Origin of the sequence: Paenibacillus glucanolyticus (assembly GCF_037333485.1) — a bacterium.
GTDB classification, from domain to species: Bacteria; Bacillota; Bacilli; order Paenibacillales; family Paenibacillaceae; genus Paenibacillus_AQ; species Paenibacillus_AQ glucanolyticus.
The window spans coordinates 6,573,460-6,590,000 of sequence record NZ_CP147845.1 but is presented as its reverse complement, the minus strand read 5'-3'; the positions used below and the strand labels follow the sequence as shown (position 1 = coordinate 6,590,000).

The 16,541-nt window shown below is 48.0% G+C and carries 16 protein-coding genes, 1 tRNA gene and 2 rRNA genes (1 of these 19 running past the window's edge); 15 read left to right on the top strand and 4 right to left on the bottom strand.

What is annotated here, in order from left to right:
* The 11 genes from WDY75_RS30310 to WDY75_RS30260 form a co-directional block, all read left to right on the top strand.
* A 23S ribosomal RNA gene (locus WDY75_RS30310) occupies positions 1-433 on the top strand (it extends 2,611 nt beyond the left edge of the window).
* Positions 434-499: 66 nt separating this feature from the next.
* A 5S ribosomal RNA gene (rrf, locus tag WDY75_RS30305) occupies positions 500-616 on the top strand.
* A 414-nt stretch (positions 617-1,030) separates the two neighbouring features.
* On the top strand, positions 1,031-2,488 hold the full coding sequence (guaB, locus tag WDY75_RS30300) for an IMP dehydrogenase (RefSeq protein WP_006207461.1): 1,458 nt from the start codon (positions 1,031-1,033) through the stop codon (positions 2,486-2,488).
* A 153-nt stretch (positions 2,489-2,641) separates the two neighbouring features.
* The gene (locus tag WDY75_RS30295) at positions 2,642-4,060 is read left to right on the top strand and encodes a D-alanyl-D-alanine carboxypeptidase family protein (protein WP_006207462.1); all 1,419 of its coding nucleotides are present in this window, start codon (positions 2,642-2,644) and stop codon (positions 4,058-4,060) included.
* Between the two features lie 159 nt (positions 4,061-4,219).
* On the top strand, positions 4,220-5,101 hold the full coding sequence (gene pdxS / locus WDY75_RS30290) for a pyridoxal 5'-phosphate synthase lyase subunit PdxS (RefSeq protein ID WP_006207463.1): 882 nt from the start codon (positions 4,220-4,222) through the stop codon (positions 5,099-5,101).
* A gap of 15 nt (positions 5,102-5,116) precedes the next feature.
* Positions 5,117-5,704 (top strand): pyridoxal 5'-phosphate synthase glutaminase subunit PdxT, encoded by a 588-nt coding sequence (gene pdxT / locus WDY75_RS30285; protein WP_006207464.1) that lies wholly within the window; start codon positions 5,117-5,119, stop codon positions 5,702-5,704.
* Positions 5,705-5,891: 187 nt separating this feature from the next.
* Positions 5,892-7,175 carry a serine--tRNA ligase gene (gene serS / locus WDY75_RS30280; protein ID WP_006207465.1) on the top strand — a complete coding sequence of 428 codons (1,284 nt, stop codon included), beginning with the start codon at positions 5,892-5,894 and terminating at the stop codon, positions 7,173-7,175.
* Between the two features lie 72 nt (positions 7,176-7,247).
* A tRNA-Ser gene (locus tag WDY75_RS30275) sits at positions 7,248-7,336 on the top strand.
* A gap of 166 nt (positions 7,337-7,502) precedes the next feature.
* Entirely contained in the window at positions 7,503-7,844 is a 342-nt protein-coding gene (locus WDY75_RS30270; RefSeq protein ID WP_006207466.1) for a hypothetical protein, read from the top strand.
* Between the two features lie 95 nt (positions 7,845-7,939).
* Positions 7,940-8,089, top strand: a complete 150-nt coding sequence (locus tag WDY75_RS30265; protein ID WP_338841617.1) for a small acid-soluble spore protein P — start codon at positions 7,940-7,942, stop codon at positions 8,087-8,089.
* Between the two features lie 306 nt (positions 8,090-8,395).
* Complete coding sequence (locus tag WDY75_RS30260; RefSeq protein WP_006207469.1) at positions 8,396-9,481, top strand: hypothetical protein; 1,086 nt, start codon at positions 8,396-8,398, stop codon at positions 9,479-9,481.
* 65 nt (positions 9,482-9,546) lie between these two features.
* Here the strand turns inward: WDY75_RS30260 and tadA are convergent, their stop codons facing one another.
* Positions 9,547-10,038, bottom strand: coding sequence for a tRNA adenosine(34) deaminase TadA (gene tadA / locus WDY75_RS30255; RefSeq protein WP_006207470.1), 492 nt, complete (start codon positions 10,036-10,038; stop codon positions 9,547-9,549).
* Between the two features lie 353 nt (positions 10,039-10,391).
* On the opposite strand from tadA, the gene WDY75_RS30250 reads away from it, so the two are divergent.
* Together WDY75_RS30250 and rluF are read left to right on the top strand one after the other, a co-directional pair.
* Positions 10,392-12,686: an ATP-binding protein gene (locus WDY75_RS30250; protein WP_063478236.1), complete on the top strand. Its 2,295-nt coding sequence runs from the start codon at positions 10,392-10,394 to the stop codon at positions 12,684-12,686.
* A 33-nt stretch (positions 12,687-12,719) separates the two neighbouring features.
* Positions 12,720-13,421 carry a 23S rRNA pseudouridine(2604) synthase RluF gene (rluF, locus tag WDY75_RS30245; protein ID WP_006207471.1) on the top strand — a complete coding sequence of 234 codons (702 nt, stop codon included), beginning with the start codon at positions 12,720-12,722 and terminating at the stop codon, positions 13,419-13,421.
* 104 nt (positions 13,422-13,525) lie between these two features.
* Here rluF and motB read toward each other — a convergent pair whose 3' ends face one another.
* Positions 13,526-14,347, bottom strand: a complete 822-nt coding sequence (motB, locus tag WDY75_RS30240) for a flagellar motor protein MotB (RefSeq protein ID WP_063478237.1) — start codon at positions 14,345-14,347, stop codon at positions 13,526-13,528.
* A complete protein-coding gene (motA, locus tag WDY75_RS30235; protein ID WP_006207473.1) occupies positions 14,331-15,131 on the bottom strand; it encodes a flagellar motor stator protein MotA in 801 nt (266 codons plus the stop codon). Before motA ends, motB begins: the two co-directional genes overlap by 17 nt.
* A gap of 191 nt (positions 15,132-15,322) precedes the next feature.
* Here motA and WDY75_RS30230 point away from each other — a divergent pair, with 191 nt between their 5' ends.
* Together WDY75_RS30230 and WDY75_RS30225 are read left to right on the top strand one after the other, a co-directional pair.
* A complete protein-coding gene (locus WDY75_RS30230) occupies positions 15,323-15,616 on the top strand; it encodes a hypothetical protein (protein ID WP_006207474.1) in 294 nt (97 codons plus the stop codon).
* Positions 15,617-15,725: 109 nt separating this feature from the next.
* Positions 15,726-16,037, top strand: coding sequence for a 4a-hydroxytetrahydrobiopterin dehydratase (locus WDY75_RS30225; protein WP_006207475.1), 312 nt, complete (start codon positions 15,726-15,728; stop codon positions 16,035-16,037).
* A gap of 115 nt (positions 16,038-16,152) precedes the next feature.
* Here the strand turns inward: WDY75_RS30225 and WDY75_RS30220 are convergent, their stop codons facing one another.
* Entirely contained in the window at positions 16,153-16,509 is a 357-nt protein-coding gene (locus WDY75_RS30220) for a c-type cytochrome (protein WP_006207476.1), read from the bottom strand.
* Between the last annotated feature and the right edge of the window lie 32 nt (positions 16,510-16,541).

The following is a 16,541-nucleotide window of genomic DNA, read 5'->3' as shown; positions in this document are numbered from 1 at the left end:
ATCTCCCCCAAGAGTCCACATCGACGGGGAGGTTTGGCACCTCGATGTCGGCTCATCGCATCCTGGGGCTGAAGTAGGTCCCAAGGGTTGGGCTGTTCGCCCATTAAAGCGGTACGCGAGCTGGGTTCAGAACGTCGTGAGACAGTTCGGTCCCTATCTGTCGTGGGCGTAGGAAATTTGAGAGGAGCTGTCCTTAGTACGAGAGGACCGGGATGGACGTACCGCTGGTGCACCAGTTGTTCCGCCAGGAGCATGGCTGGGTAGCTACGTACGGAAGGGATAAGCGCTGAAAGCATCTAAGCGTGAAGCCCCCCTCAAGATGAGATTTCCCAACTAGTAAGACCCCTTGAAGACGACGAGGTAGATAGGTTGGAGGTGGAAGTGCAGCAATGCATGGAGCTGACCAATACTAATCGGTCGAGGGCTTATCCAAAGATATTTCAATGTGCTGCAAATTCGTTTCGTATCTAGTTTTCAGGTGATCAAACATCTGAAGCCGTTTGGTGGCGATGGCGGAAGGGTTCCACGCGTACCCATACCGAACACGACCGTTAAGCCTTCCAGCGCCGATGGTACTTGGACCGCAGGGTCCCGGGAGAGTAGGACGTCGCCAAGCGAACAACCATAAAGACCGTTATCGAGTAATCGATAACGGTCTTTTCCTATAGTCCAGCTCTTACATTTGTAAATAACAGACTATCCCGTGCTGGCTTGGGTGATACTATGCGACAGGCTGCTGTGATCCCATCCGAGGCGATCAGGGTAATGGCAGAGAAGGTCTAAACGTGGATAAGTCTCCATTTTATAGAAGAAAGTTAATGGTTTTGTCCACTATGGAGAGACAAGGCAACGCGCTGGATGGATACTTGTGACCTCCATAAAAAGGGCCAATTCAATCCTTGACAGCCTATGGGCCCTTTGCTAAGATGGCAATAATATATTTCTGAAAATTCATTGAAAATGCCGTCCGGTCCCGCTCTGACAGTAGTTGTAGTCCGCAGGAAGACGACAAAAAGGAGGAATAACCCAGGTGTGGGAAGATAAGTTTAGCAAGGAAGGCTTCACTTTTGACGATGTATTGTTGGTTCCTAGAAAATCCGAGGTGCTTCCAAAAGAAGTGGATGTTAGCACAAAATTGAGCGAGCATGTGAGATTGAACATTCCCCTCATCAGTGCTGGAATGGATACCGTAACGGAAGCTCCTTTGGCAATTGCCATTGCTAGAGAAGGCGGAATCGGCATTATTCATAAAAATATGACCGTTGAACAACAGGCAGAAGAGGTAGATCGGGTTAAACGTTCGGAAAGCGGTGTTATCACGAATCCGTTCTCGCTTCATGCTGATCATCTTGTATCCGATGCAGAGAAACTCATGGGCAAATTCCGGATTTCCGGAGTGCCGATCGTGGATGAGAGCAATAAACTGATCGGGATTTTGACCAACCGTGATTTGCGGTTTGTGCATGACTACAGTACGGTAATCAGTGAAGTGATGACCAGTGAGAACCTGGTAACGGCTCCGGTAGGAACGACGCTTCAGGATGCCGAAATGATCCTGCAAAAGCATAAGATCGAGAAGCTGCCTCTAGTAGATGAAGATAATGTTCTTAAAGGGCTTATTACAATTAAAGACATTGAGAAAGCAATTCAGTTCCCTAGAGCGGCGAAGGATGCACAAGGACGTCTCCTGGTGGGTGCGGCAATCGGGATCTCCAAAGATACATTCGAAAGAGCAGAAGCGCTTGTAAAAGCCGGTGTAGACGTCATTACTGTTGACTCCGCTCACGGACATCACATTAACATCATTGATTCCGTTCGCAAGCTGCGTGAAATTTATCCGGATCTAACCATCATTGCGGGTAATGTAGCTACAGGTGAAGCTACAAGAGATCTTATCGAAGCCGGAGCATCTGTTGTTAAAGTCGGTATCGGACCGGGATCCATTTGTACGACCCGCGTCATTGCTGGTATTGGCGTACCGCAAATCACAGCAATTTATGACTGTGCGACCGTTGCTAAGGAGTACGGCGTGCCAATTATTGCCGATGGCGGTATTAAATACTCCGGAGAAATCACGAAAGCCATCGCAGCCGGAGCAAGTGCCGTCATGCTGGGCAGCATGTTTGCCGGTACGGAGGAAAGCCCGGGCGAAGCTGAGATCTACCAAGGACGTCGTTTCAAGGCGTATCGCGGGATGGGTTCCCTTGCTGCTATGAAACAAGGCAGTAAAGACCGTTACTTCCAGGATGACGACAAGAAATTGGTGCCGGAGGGCATCGAGGGTCGTGTTGCTTACAAAGGGCCTTTGGCCGATACCATTCATCAGTTGATTGGTGGATTGCGTTCCGGCATGGGCTATTGCGGCACGCAAAACCTGGATGAGCTGCGTAATGACACTCAGTTTATCCGTATTTCAGGCGCAGGGCTTCGCGAGAGTCATCCGCATGATATCCAAATCACCAAAGAAGCACCTAACTATTCCTTGTAATACACTGAGGTGAAACAAGGATAGACAATATATGTCATTTATTTCCTGGACAAGCTGGATGAAATTCATCTAGCTTGTCTTTTTTTGATACCCCCCCTATGATAGAATAGAACAAGTTAATGACTTATTGAGAATTAGAGGGGAGTTATTCCATTGATAGACAAGTCTGTAAAGAAGAATAAACGACAACGAATTCAAAGAACGCTGGCATCCTTGATGCTGTTTAATATACTGTGTTTCTCCGCTGCACCGGCGGTTTCATTGGCAGCACCTCATATGCTGGCAACAGCGGATACGACCAATGCTACAGATGATAAAGCAGCAACCGACAAGGCTGCAACGGATAATGCCAAGCCGGATAAAGTTCCATCCATAGATCAGCTTGGATTGGACGTCAGCTCTGCCGTATTGATCGAGCCTTCTACAGGGCAGGTCCTGTTATCGGTTAATGCTGATGAAGCATTGCCGCCGGCCAGCATGACCAAGATGATGACGGAGTACATCGTTGCGGAGAAAGTTAAGCAAGGTGAGCTAGCTTGGGATGAAATGGTCTCGGTAAAAGAGAATGCAGAAAAAACGGTGGGCTCACGGATATTTTTGGCTGAGGGCGACCAACATACAGTCGAAGAGCTCTACATAGCTATGGCTGTAGGTTCAGCTAACGATGCTACGGTAGCACTGGCTGAGCATGTGGCTGGTTCCGAGGAAGAGTTTGTTACCCTGATGAACGACACGGCAAAAAAGATGGGGCTGAAAACGGCATTCTTCATTAACTCTACAGGTCTCAGCCGTGCGGACATGCCCGAGAAATATCGTCCTGCAGAGGACAAGGAAACGGTAATGTCAGCAATGGATACAGCGTTACTGGCCAAATTCATCGTTGAGGATCATCCTGATTTTGCAAGATTCACGGCCATTCAATCCCACAAATTTCGACCGCGCGACACGCATCCAATTATCAACTATAACTGGATGCTTGAAGCCAATAAAGATATCACCAACTTCAAGAAATATGCTTACGAAGGTCTGGACGGATTAAAGACAGGCCATACCAATGCAGCTAAGTATTGCTTCGCGGGTACCGCTGAGCGTGATGGCATGCGTCTGATTAGCGTGGTTATGGGCACAAAATCCGAAGGAGCTCGTTTTGTAGAATCCAAAAAAGTCCTGGATTACGGCTTTGACAACTTCGAAGTGAAGGAAGTTCAAGCTGCTGGGGCAACCGTTGAAGGCTTTGATAGCATTGAGGTGAAGAAGGGTAAAGGCAAGCAAACTGCAGTCGTAACCGATAAAGCAGTCACTTTTGTTGTACCCAAAGGATCGACTGGCAAGAATATTACGTTCGAAGCCAAGCTGGACTCCTCCAGCATGACAGCTCCAGTGGCTAAAGGTACGAAGGTGGGCACGGTGACCTACACCTATAAAATTGAAGGCATGAAGGATGCCCAGACCGAAACGGTGAACTTAATCACGGCGGATGAGGTTGAGAAGGCAGGCTGGTTCAGTTTGTTCCTGCGGGCAATCGGCGATTTTTTTGCGGATTTGTTTGATTCCATCAAAAATCTTTTTTAACAGCTATAAATTCCGAGTAAATGGGTTGTATATTTGATTTTGATGCGGTAAAATATCGAGTTAGATTCATTGCAAGTATGTACCTATATAGGCACAGACCATATCGCCAGGATTGCGTTATGGCGATGAGATACAACATATAATCGGGAGGCTAGGGGCATGGAAACAGGAACATCAACGGTAAAAAGAGGTATGGCGGAAATGCAAAAAGGCGGCGTCATTATGGACGTCATGAATGCGGAACAAGCGAAAATCGCTGAAGCTGCCGGTGCAACGGCAGTTATGGCGCTGGAGCGCGTTCCTTCCGATATTCGCGCTGCTGGGGGAGTGGCACGGATGGCTGACCCAACGATCGTTGAGGAAGTCATGAAGGTTGTATCCATTCCGGTTATGGCCAAAGCTCGTATCGGTCATTATGTCGAAGCGAAAGTGCTGGAGTCTCTTGGTGTGGATTACCTTGATGAGAGTGAAGTTCTGACACCGGCAGATGAAGTGTTCCATATCGATAAATGGGATTTCACGGTACCATTCGTATGCGGAGCGAAGGATCTTGGTGAAGCGCTGCGTCGTATTGGTGAAGGCGCGTCGATGCTTCGTACGAAGGGTGAGCCGGGAACAGGCAATATCGTGGAAGCTGTTCGCCATATGCGTTTGATCAACAGCCAAATCCGTAAAGTTCGTAACATGTCGAAGGACGAGCTGTATGCAGAAGCGAAAAACCTGGGTGTTTCCTATGACCTCCTGAAAGGCATCCATGAGACAGGCAAGCTTCCCGTGGTTAACTTTGCAGCTGGTGGTATAGCAACACCTGCAGATGCCGCATTGATGATGCATTTGGGCGCTGACGGGGTCTTCGTGGGATCCGGTATTTTCAAATCGGACAGCCCTGAGAAATTTGCACGGGCGATCGTAGAAGCGACTACACATTATGATGATTATAAATTGATTGCCGAAGTATCCAAGAATCTGGGTACTCCGATGAAAGGCATCGAGATATCCAAGCTTAGTCCAGCCGAGCGTATGCAGGATCGCGGCTGGTAAGAGAGAAGGGGTAACATGAAGGTCGGAGTACTGGCACTTCAGGGTGCCGTTGCAGAGCATATTCGAAGCATATCCCTTGCCGGTGCAGAGGGCGTTCCGATCAAGCGGAGAGAGCAGCTTCAGGACGTTGACGGTTTAATCATTCCTGGCGGAGAGAGCACCACCATTGGCAAGCTTATGCGTAAATACGGCTTTATGGATGCAATTACTCAATTCTCAACCCAAGGCAAACCGATATTCGGTACTTGTGCCGGACTGATTGTGCTTGCTGAGCGAATTCAAGGGGATGAAGAGGCGCATTTGAAGCTCATGGACATCACGGTAGCCCGTAACGCATTTGGACGTCAGCGCGAGAGCTTTGAGACCGATCTGGATGTCAAAGGAATCGATGAGAAGGTTCGCGCTGTCTTTATTCGAGCACCGCTGATTCTGGAAGTGGGCGCAGGCGTTGAGGTTCTGTCCACGTATAAGGATGAGATCGTTACAGCCAGACAGAGGCATCTGCTTGCGGCCTCGTATCATCCGGAGCTGACGGACGATTATCGTCTCCATCAATATTTTGTGGAGATGGTCCGCTCGCAGTCCGCAGCCGCACAGAAGTAATAGCTACAGCAGAAGACATCTTGACTCTTAGGCAGTATACAGGAGTCAAGTTGTCTTTTTCGCTGAAATGCAATAAGATGTATCGTATGTAATAGAGGTCATGCAGCCTTGTCCCAAGGCTTTTTGTAGACATAGAGGGCAGCTGCTTCGATATACTGATGGATGTTTTACTTTAGGAGGGTTTCCCGTGTTAGACGTAAAAATATTGCGCAGCGAGTACAGTCGTGTAGAAGAAGCGCTGAAGAATCGTGGCAAATCGCTCGATTTAATTGCGGATTTTCCTAAGCTTGACGCCCGGCGCCGGGAGTTGCTGCAGGAAAGCGAAAGTTTGAAGAACCGCCGCAACACCGTGTCGGCTGAAGTAGCCAGGCTGAAGAAGAATCGTGAGAATGCAGATGAGCTGATTCTGGAGATGCGAGAAGTGTCAGACCGGATTAAAGCGATGGATGAGGAAGTGCGTGAGCTGGAAGCGAGTATTTCCGAGCTTACTTTGGCGATTCCGAATATTCCTCACGAGAGTGTGCCGGTAGGCGCCTCGGAGGAGGAGAACGTGGAGATCCGCCGGTGGGCGGAGCCTAATGCCTTCGATTTCGAGCCTAAGGCTCACTGGGAGCTTGCTCAGAATCTGGGTATACTGGATTTTGAAGCAGGTGCGAAGGTGACAGGTTCCCGATTTACGTTCTACAAAGGTCTGGGTGCTCGCCTGGAGCGTGCCTTAATCAGTTTCATGATGGATCTGCACAGCGACAAACACGGCTATGAAGAAATGCTGCCTCCATATATCGTCAACCGGGACAGCCTATACGGAACCGGACAGCTTCCTAAATTTGAAGAGGATTTATTCAAGATCAGCGATACGGATTACTATTTGATCCCAACGGCGGAGGTTCCCGTAACGAACTACCATCGTGAAGAAATCCTGAACATCGAGGATCTGCCAAAATACTATGTGGCCTACAGTTCCTGTTTCCGTTCCGAAGCCGGTGCGGCAGGGCGCGACACACGCGGACTCATTCGTCAGCATCAGTTCAATAAGGTGGAGATGGTGAAGATCGTAAATCCGGAAACATCCTTTGATGAGCTTGAGAAGATGACAACGGATGCAGAGCGTGTGCTTCAGCTGCTAAATCTTCCATATCGCGTGATGGCCCTTTGTACAGGGGACATGGGCTTTGGCTCCATGAAGACATATGATTTGGAAGTATGGCTCCCAGAGAGCGGCGTATACCGGGAAATTTCCTCCTGTTCGAATATAGGGGACTTCCAGGCTCGTCGTGCCAATATCCGCTTCCGTCCGGAGCCGAAGAGCAAGCCGGAGTTTGTCCACACCTTGAACGGTTCCGGGCTCGCTGTGGGCCGTACAGTTGCTGCCATTCTGGAGAATTATCAACAGGCAGACGGTTCGGTGATCATTCCAGAAGTGCTTCGTCCTTATATGGGCAACGTCAGTATCATTGAGCAGAAAAAATAGTTGATAAATTATTTTGTCTTGTGGTATAATGATTTTTGCACGTGATTAATTTACGTGTAATCACTGCCACATGGAGAGGTACCGAAGCGGTCATAACGGGGCGGTCTTGAAAACCGTTAGGGGGCAACTCCACATGGGTTCGAATCCCATCCTCTCCGCCATACATAACAAATACAAACCGTTTCCTTAGGGAAACGGTTTTTTTGTATGCTTTTTTTAGCAAGGGCACACCGTTACTTGGCTTGTCCGTAAAGTTCGGCTATGTGGATGGACGCTGTATAAAACAAGGCCCATTATCGCAATTTATAGAGAAGGGGAGGTGTGAACATGAACTCAGAACTGAATGTAGATCAGGCCATGCTGGTCAATGCCTGGCAGGAAAGGCTATCAACGATTCTAAAGCCGGGCGATCGCGCCGAAGTGGCTGCGGACGAAGGGGATGCGAATGCCATCCGTATTCACATCGGTGCGGCAGGGCGCCAGGAGTATTCGTTTGATTTTCAATGCACGTATGTAGATTCAAGGGAAGTGAAGGTAGAACTGGTCGATGTGGAGCGAGATGGCGCAACGACAGATGAGCGTAACGAGAATATTCAGGGTATGGTAGGCGACTATACGCGCCATATTCATGAATGTGCTCAAGCGCTGCAGCAAATCACGCATCACTGATTATATGAATGACATATCCCAGTCCCTTCACTTTACGAAATCAGGACAGGATTGCCGAAACCATCGTTGTTATCCACGAAATGGAGGGCTACCAGATGAGCAAGCCAAAGTCGATTCCAGTACCTGAAGCACAAGAGCAGCCGAAAAGGCGCAAGGATCATGACCGTGGCGGTCAGGAGCCGCTGTCAGGCTCACACAGAGCGAAGATCCGTAAGCAGGACGGGCATTTCAACCCGGAAGGCTAAACGGCCCCAGGCGCTAATATAGAAGCGCTAGAAGCAAGAATCGTGAGAACTTCCTGTAATTCGACAGGAGGTTCTTTTTTTCGTTATGAAACCTTTTCATAAATCTTCCGTATTAGTGTGCAAGTGTAATATTTTGGGGCCCCACCTTATTCGCATGTTAAGAAGTTCAAATTTAAGACTCCTGGAAAAAGAAAGGAAATATAAATTTCAGCAAATATTCCAGAAAGTGTTTCTCATTTTAGGTAAATGGTTTATGATTAGAAGGTCTGTTATTTTTTTTGATGTTAGAGGGGAGAGAAAATTTTAATGAACAAGAAGTTTGCAGCTATCATGCTGACACTGCTGCTCACAGTGACGGTTGTGCTATCCGGCTGCGCCAAAAAAGAAGAGCCTAAAGCGGCGATGACCAATGCTGCTACGAATGCCATGAAGATGACGTCGTACGAAATGAAGAGTAAATTTGTCATTGAAGACCTTCAAGTTAACATACCTGCAGTTGAAGGCGACCCAAGTGTAACCCAGGCGATGACAATGTTGAAAAATGCTGAAGTTACGCTGGATGGCATCTATCAAGCGGAGCCTATGCAAACCGAAATGAACATGGGGATCAATCTGAAGGGCGACATGGCCATGTCCATCAACATTGATATGGTAATGACCAATGAGAAGATCTACGTCAAGGTTCCAAGCATTCCGATGCTTCCGTTCCCAGAGGATGTTGTAGGTAAGTACCTCGTGATGGATATGAAAGAGCTTGCTGAGCAATCCGGCGAAACATTTAGTCCGGAGAGCCTGGATACCGAAAAGTCTCAGAAATTCGTGAATGAAATCCTTGAAGCGTTGCTTAGCGAATATGATCAAGCCAAATACTTCAAAGATATCAATGTAAAAGATGCTGCTCTTCCAGAGGGCGTGGATGCGAAACAAGTCGTTCAATTCTTTGTAACCAATGATACGCTTAATGAAGCATTAGACATCCTGGTAAACAAGGTTGCTCCGAAGGTAGTTGATATTGCAGCTAAAGACGAGTACCGTGAATTGCTGGGTCTGACGCAAGAAGATATTGACGCAGCTAAAGCGGAAGTATCTGCTGTGAACCAAGACGAATTCAAAGCGGGCTTGGACGAAATCCAGAAATACCTGAAGATCAATACTTTTAACATCAATACAGCGATCGATAAAAAAGATTTCCCTGCTTATCAAGATGTTGTATTGAACGTAGATTTCAATGATCCAGAAACCAATGAGAACGTGAAGTTGGCTGTGAAGGGTAGTACCCAATACAACAACATCAACGGAAAACAAGAGTTCAAAATCGGTATTCCAAAAGACGCTGATGTCATCACGATGGAGCAATTTGAGGAATCGATGAGCCAAATGGGCACTTATTAATATCGTTCATCATAGACAACAGAACCCGGCCGTCATGGCCGGGTTTTCTGTTTCTTTACATATGGTCATTTTCCACGCAAACGTCGGAAAAACTGAGTGAGCAGCGAAGCGCACTCTTCCTGGAGTACACCGTCTATGACAGTTGTGCGGTGATTGAAGCGCGGCTCCTGGAGCAAATTCATCAGAGTGCCTGCACAACCAGCTTTGGGGTCACCTGTGCCATAGATGAGCTGCGGAACCCGGGATTGCACGATGGCACCTGCGCACATGGGACAGGGCTCCAGCGTGACGTACAGACGACAGTCCAGCAGTCTCCACGCTCCAAGATGTTGACTTGCCTCACGGATGGCCACCATCTCTGCATGAGCCGTTCCATCATAAGTTGTTTCACGCAAATTGTATCCGCGACCAATAATCTCATCACCACGAACGATGACGGCGCCAATAGGAACTTCACCGAGCTCCTCGGCTTTACGTGCTTCTGCAATGGCTTCTCTCATCCAGTGTTCATGATTATGATTATCCACAGTCAGTGGGTCTATTGAATTCGGTATCAAACGAAAGTCTCCTTTCACATCCAGTCAAAACCCTGTATTTATACCCATTGTTCAACGAACATTTATTCGTTTGTTAACATGATGTGGACAGAATTGTGGATAAGTTAAATTTTTATGCACAAAGTTATGCACATTATCCACAGATGAGTTGTGTATTTGTGCGCAATCTGTGGATACGTTATTTTTTTCGCCTGGAATGACCTCTTTATTGTAAGGATTCCCTATTTCAATAGCAATGTGATTGTGTAAAAAAGCGTTGTTATGCCTGTCTTTTCAAACGTTCGTGATCAAGGTATCATGAGGATATAGATTCGCAAGTCGTCTATGTGATAGCAGAAAGGTGAAGATGCCACTTGTCGATCAAGACGAAATTATCGATGATCATGTCCATATCGGTATTATTTATTCTTCTGCTCAACATTACGCTGAACTATTACACAACCCAGGAAAATTTGCAGCAGGATAGTGAAACCAAGATGGTAATGGCAGCTACTCAGATTGCCATAACGGTCCAGCAAACCGGGTTTAGTTCTGGATATGTGGATGACATATTCGGCGATATGCTGAAGGTGGCCTCGGTCAATGCGGCCAGAGCATTGGATCCGGATATTAAAAATATAACCAATCGGCAGCTGGAAGAGCTCAGCAAGGAGATCGGCGTCACGCATATTTCATTGCTGGTCCGCACTCAAGATGATATCGTGGTTGCCCGTTCCTCCGCGGAAGAGGAAATCGGTCTTTCGACTAAGAAATGGGGCTATTGGTATACCGCGTTTCAGGAGCTGTTTCAGTATGGTAAAGTCGTATCGGTTACGGAGGGGCAGCACGCCGAACATTTCTGGTCGGGACCGTTTGAGTTCTCCACATCCAATCCGGAATTTATTGATAAATGGGGGTACTATTACGACGGCAAACGCAATTATATCATTGATCCCTACATACGGAATTCGAACATCAAGGATTTTGTGAAAATTACGAGTCCGGATACGGTCGTGGAAGAGACACTGAAATCCAATCCGCGAATATTGGAAGTGACAGGCATCAACCCTGAAACGTTTGGCAATGAATATATGAGGGAGGATGGAACGGACGACGTACATTATAAGCTTCGCAATCGACCGATAACGTTCGGTACCTATGATTACGGCAGCCTGGATCAGGATATGGAGGCCGTACAGCAGGCTGTTGCTACCCGTGATAATGTCGTATTTGTCAGCACTATTCATGGTAAAAAGGTATTGAAAAGCTTTATCCCCATCGTATCTGAGGATAAACCGACAAGTATCATCAGTGTGGTCATGGATTATGAGGCCATCTCTTCTGTCATGAGGGAGCAGATGATCAGTCTTGTGGCCATCTCGCTGGTTTTACTGGAAATCGTGATTTTTGGAAGTTATATTGTAGCGGGTTACTTTACAAAGCCGATTCAAGCCATATTGGGGACGGTCAACGACGTATCCGACGGTCACTTTGATAGAAGGCTGGAGGTAAGCAGTCGGGATGAACTGGGCCAGCTTGCAGGCCGAATCAATGCGATGACCCGCAATTTGGGTAACTACACGAGTCAATTGAAGCAGATGGTTGATGAGAATCAGTCCGTTAAGGAATATTTGGAATCCGTCATTAATCAAACGGCGGATGCGATTCATACCACAGATACCTATGAACGAGTGATTAGCGTGAACAAGGCGTTTGAACAATTATATGGTTGGAAGGCGCATGAGGTGGTCGGGCGGAAGCTTGCGTTAGTGCCTCCGGCCAAAGAGGAAGAAGAAAAGGAACGCATCCGGCGGCTGCGGGCCGGGGAACGGCTCTCCCCGGTTGAGACCGTTCGTCTGCGTAAGGATGGCAGTACGATTGAGGTCAGCATCAGCACCTCGCTGGTGCGGGATGAGAATGGTGAGGTTACCTCGATGATTAGTGTGTCCCGGGATGTAACAGAACGCAATCGGATTGAGGAGCTGCTGCGGCGTTCGGAGAAGTTGAATACGGTTGGACAGCTGGCTGCAGGGGTTGCACATGAAATACGGAACCCTCTGACGACCCTTCGCGGATTTCTGCAGCTCCAGCAGCAGACCCATAAAACCAATCCGGATCATATTGATCTGATGCTGTCGGAGCTGGATCGAATCAACCTGATTGTCAGTGAATTCCTGATATTAGCCAAGCCGCAGGCAATTCATTTTCAGGAGAGAGACGTTAGAATTATCATGGGCGATGTCATATCTTTTCTCGATAGCCAGGCCCATCTGTACGGGATCGAGTTCAAATTGACATTTGCTGTAGAACCGACCTTTGTCCACTGTGAGGAGAACCAGCTTAAGCAGGTATTTATCAATTTGCTCAAGAATGCGATTGAAGCGATGCCGGAAGGCGGCAATGTCTGGATCGATCTTAAACGACCTAACGCAGAGCTTGTGCAGATCGACATTCGGGATGAGGGTCAAGGCATCCCGGAAGAACTTATGCCACATCTAGGTGAACCGTTTATTACCAATAAGGAGACCGGTACCGGGCTTGGGTTGATGGTCAGCCAGCGTATCATTCAGGGTCATCGTGGCACGATGGAGATTGAGAGTGAAGTGGGCATAGGCACAAAGGTGAGTATTGTCCTGCCTGCAGTGCAGCGGACTGCAATTGAGGGCTGAGCGGAAAGCAGTTACAGATAAGGGGATGGCATCTTGAGAATTAATAAATTTATCAGTGAAACAGGATATTGCTCGCGTCGTGAAGCGGATAAGCTGGTGGAGAGCGGGAAGGTAACCATTAATGGTGTGGTTGCTGTCTTGGGAAGCCAGGCTGAGGAAGGCGATGATGTCCGTATCCAGGGGCGGCCGCTTCAAGATAAGAAGAAGCATGTATATATTGCACTTTATAAGCCGGTAGGGATAACGAGTACAACTGAACTGCATATCAAGGGCAATATTGTGGATTTTGTCGGGCACAAAGAACGGATTTTTCCGATTGGACGCTTGGACAAGGACTCCGAGGGATTGATTCTGTTAACGAACGATGGGGATATCGTCAATAAAATCCTTCGCTCCGAAGGGAAACATGAGAAAGAATATATTGTCACGGTAGACCGCCCTCTTACAGATACATTCTTGAGAGGGATGTCCAGTGGCGTAAAAATTTTAGGTGAGATGACACTTCCTTGCGAGGTCACGAGAATGTCCGAGCGTGTATTCCGAATTATTCTGACAGAGGGGAAAAATCGCCAAATCCGCAGAATGTGCAGCGCCTTTGGTTATGAGGTTCGAAAGCTGCAGCGAATCCGGATTATGAATATCCGTCTTGGAAGCCAGCGCGTCGGCTCGTGGCGCGATCTCAACGAGAAGGAGAGGGAGGAGCTCGGCCGGCTGTTGAACTACAAGCTGGAGTAGTGTGACGGAAGCCGTTTGGCGGTATGCCGCATCTACACAGAACAACCGATGCCCCTGGTGACCAGGTGCATCGGTTGTTTATTGTGTGTTATAGTCTGTAGTGACTAATTTCCGTTGGTTACATCTTCAACGTTGGTAAAGGTTGTACTATCTTGGTATTTACGTATAATGGATACCTCAACCCTGCGGTTCTTGGCTCGTCCGGCTTCGGTTTTGTTATCGGCGATCGGATGGTATTCGCCGTAGCCAATCGGCATGAACCGTTTCGGATCAAGCGCAGAGTTGGTCAGCAGTATTTTCATAAACTGCAAAGCTCGATCCGAGCTCAGATCCCAGTTGGAAGGATACCTGCTGTTGGCGATCGGGACATTATCCGTATGGCCGGATACGATGATTTCATAATCCGGGAACTTGTGCAGCATTTGTGAGATGGCTTTGGCCAGCTTACGGGCCTCAGGCTTCACAACGGCTTCGCCGGAAGGGAACAAGGCGTTGTCCCGTATCGTAATGACGAGCTGGGAGTGATTCAGCTTCGTGCTGAGCTCCGAAGTTAAACCGTTATTTTTAATATAGTTATCAAGCTGCTTCTTCAGTTTCTCCAGGTCCTCTTGTTCTTGGCGCATTAACTCAGCCCGTCTTTGGTCAGGGGTTGTAGCGGGAACGTTAGGGGACGATGCCTTATGATCATTAACGTTCGGCGGATCTTCGCTGGGCAGCGTTTTGCTGTAATCCAGGACGCCGGTACCCCCGGTGAGAGCAACGCTGAAGGCTTCGCTCATCTCTTGAAATTTGCGTGCATCGGTCGCGCTCATGGCGTAAAGCACCAGGAACAAGGCCAGAAGCAATGTCAAAAGGTCTGCATAAGGAAGGAGCCAGGATTCATCGGCATGCTCCTCATGCGGCTCGTGCCTAGTCTTTTTGCTCACTAGCACCAGCCTCCCTCTCACTGAGCTCAGCCCGTTCGGACGGTGTCAGGAACACGGAGAGCTTCTGATTAATTGCGATGGTGGACACACCGGATTGAATGGACAGCAGGCCTTCTACCATCATCAAGCGGATTTCAACTTCGCGTTTGGATAGACGCTTCAGCTTGTTGGCAATGGGATGACAGATGACATAACCGGTGAAGATACCAAGCAGGGTTGCAATAAATGCAGCTCCAATCGCATGGGCAAGTTCTCCCATATCTTCCATATGGGAAAGTGCAGCGATCAGGCCGATAACGGCTCCAAGTACCCCAAGGGATGGTGCATACATACCCGCCTGGGAGAAGATCAAGGCGCCAGAGCGATGGCGTTCCTCGGTGGCATTAATATCTTCCATTAATACATCGCGTACGAATTCCTGATCATTTCCATCGATGATCATACGCATACCGTTACGCAGGAAGGTGTCATCAATCTCATCGACCTTGGTCTCCAGCGCGAGCAGTCCTTCACGGCGTGTGATCGAAGCCCATTCCATAAACAGCTTGATCATGTCCGTTTTGTCCATCAGATTCTGTTTGAGAAAGGTCATCTTGACCAGCTTTGGAATCTTTTTCAGCTCGACTAGTGGAAACCCGATGAATAAGGTTGCTGCCGTGCCGCCAAGAATGATTAGATAGGCTGCCGGATTATACAGAGCGAGAAGGGAGGCGCCTTTCAGAAGCATGCCCACCACTACCGCGACGATACCGATGATTAAGCCTATAATTGTTGAAATTTCCATACCACACCTCATCCGTGAGAAATAAAATAACGAATCCATTCGTCAGAGCGGCTCTCATGGAGAACCGGGCGCCTTTTGTGGGGCGTTATCCTATTTATCGTCAGGTCGGGCTTTTTTTTTTAGTTGTAATTTCCGGTATAATGGAAGGAAGGGAAACGAGGCTAAGTACGGCAAGGAAAGGAGTGATCGAGATGGGCGTTAAGCACGGAAGAGATTACGGCGAAATTCTGGCAGAATTAACGGAAGCAGTTGGGAGAATTTCCGACAGCTATGTCTTCTTTGAAATGGAAGCGGAGGAATGGAACAATCTGGGCGAGGCCGAGAAAACGGAGGTTCATGAGGCGCTGGCAGAGGATCTGTTCTACGCTTTGGGTACCGAACCGGTTATTAGCGTGGGCAGCGGCGTTGTCATGCATGACCAGACCAACCATCGAATACATATTTTGATTGGTGAAGAAGAACTGGCCTTTGTAGCTCTTGTATAATCACGTCAGTTATGAACAGATACTGGGCAGAATAGAATAGATGACAGAATGCCAATACAATGTGTCAGTCTGCTTTACGATAGGTTTTTTTCGGGGAGGAAGATAAAAGATGCTTTATACGCAGCAAGAAGTAGAGGCTCATCTGGAAAAGCTTGAGGGTTGGGAGTTTGAGCAAGGGAGATGGATTGTACGAAAGTATACCTTTTCCTCCTTCATGAAGGGAATCGCTTTTGTTGATGAAGTGGCAGCTATTTCGGAAGCTTTCGGACATCACCCCTACATCACCATAGATTATAAAGTTGTTACGTTGCGTCTTACTTCATGGGATGACGGCGGCATTACGGCTGTGGATATTAAGGAAGCGCAGCAATTTAACGAGGCCTACGAGAAGAGTCGTTCCAAGGACAGCAAGGCGGAGTAATAGAAGCGGGAGACAATGAGGATGTTAGAATCGCCATAGGCCCCAATTAATGTAAAAACACGCTTGCACCGGTAGGTTCTCCGGATATCAAGCGTGTTTTGCGTGTAAGCTGATTTTATTTTTTCTCAGCAAGGTACAGCGCGATGTTTGCGATTTCTTCAGGCTTCAGCTGATCTTTAAAGGAAGGCATTCCTTTACGACCTTTGGTTACAACGTTGAAGATGGCATCCGCATCCATATGTCCGCCTACCTGATTCAGAGCTGGTCCAGCGCCGCCTTGAAGCTGGTCACCGTGACAGCTAATGCAGCTTGCTTTCAGTGTGGCTTCCGCTGCGGCAGCATCGAGAGTCACTTCCGGCATGGTTGGCTTCTCTTCCTGAGCTACCTGTTCCTTACCTGGGAGCGTAAACATCAGCGCGATAGCCAACGCACATGCGACGAAGAACAATCCGCTCATGATCCATTTTTGCATCGTCATATCGTCCCTTCTATGTATACTGCACT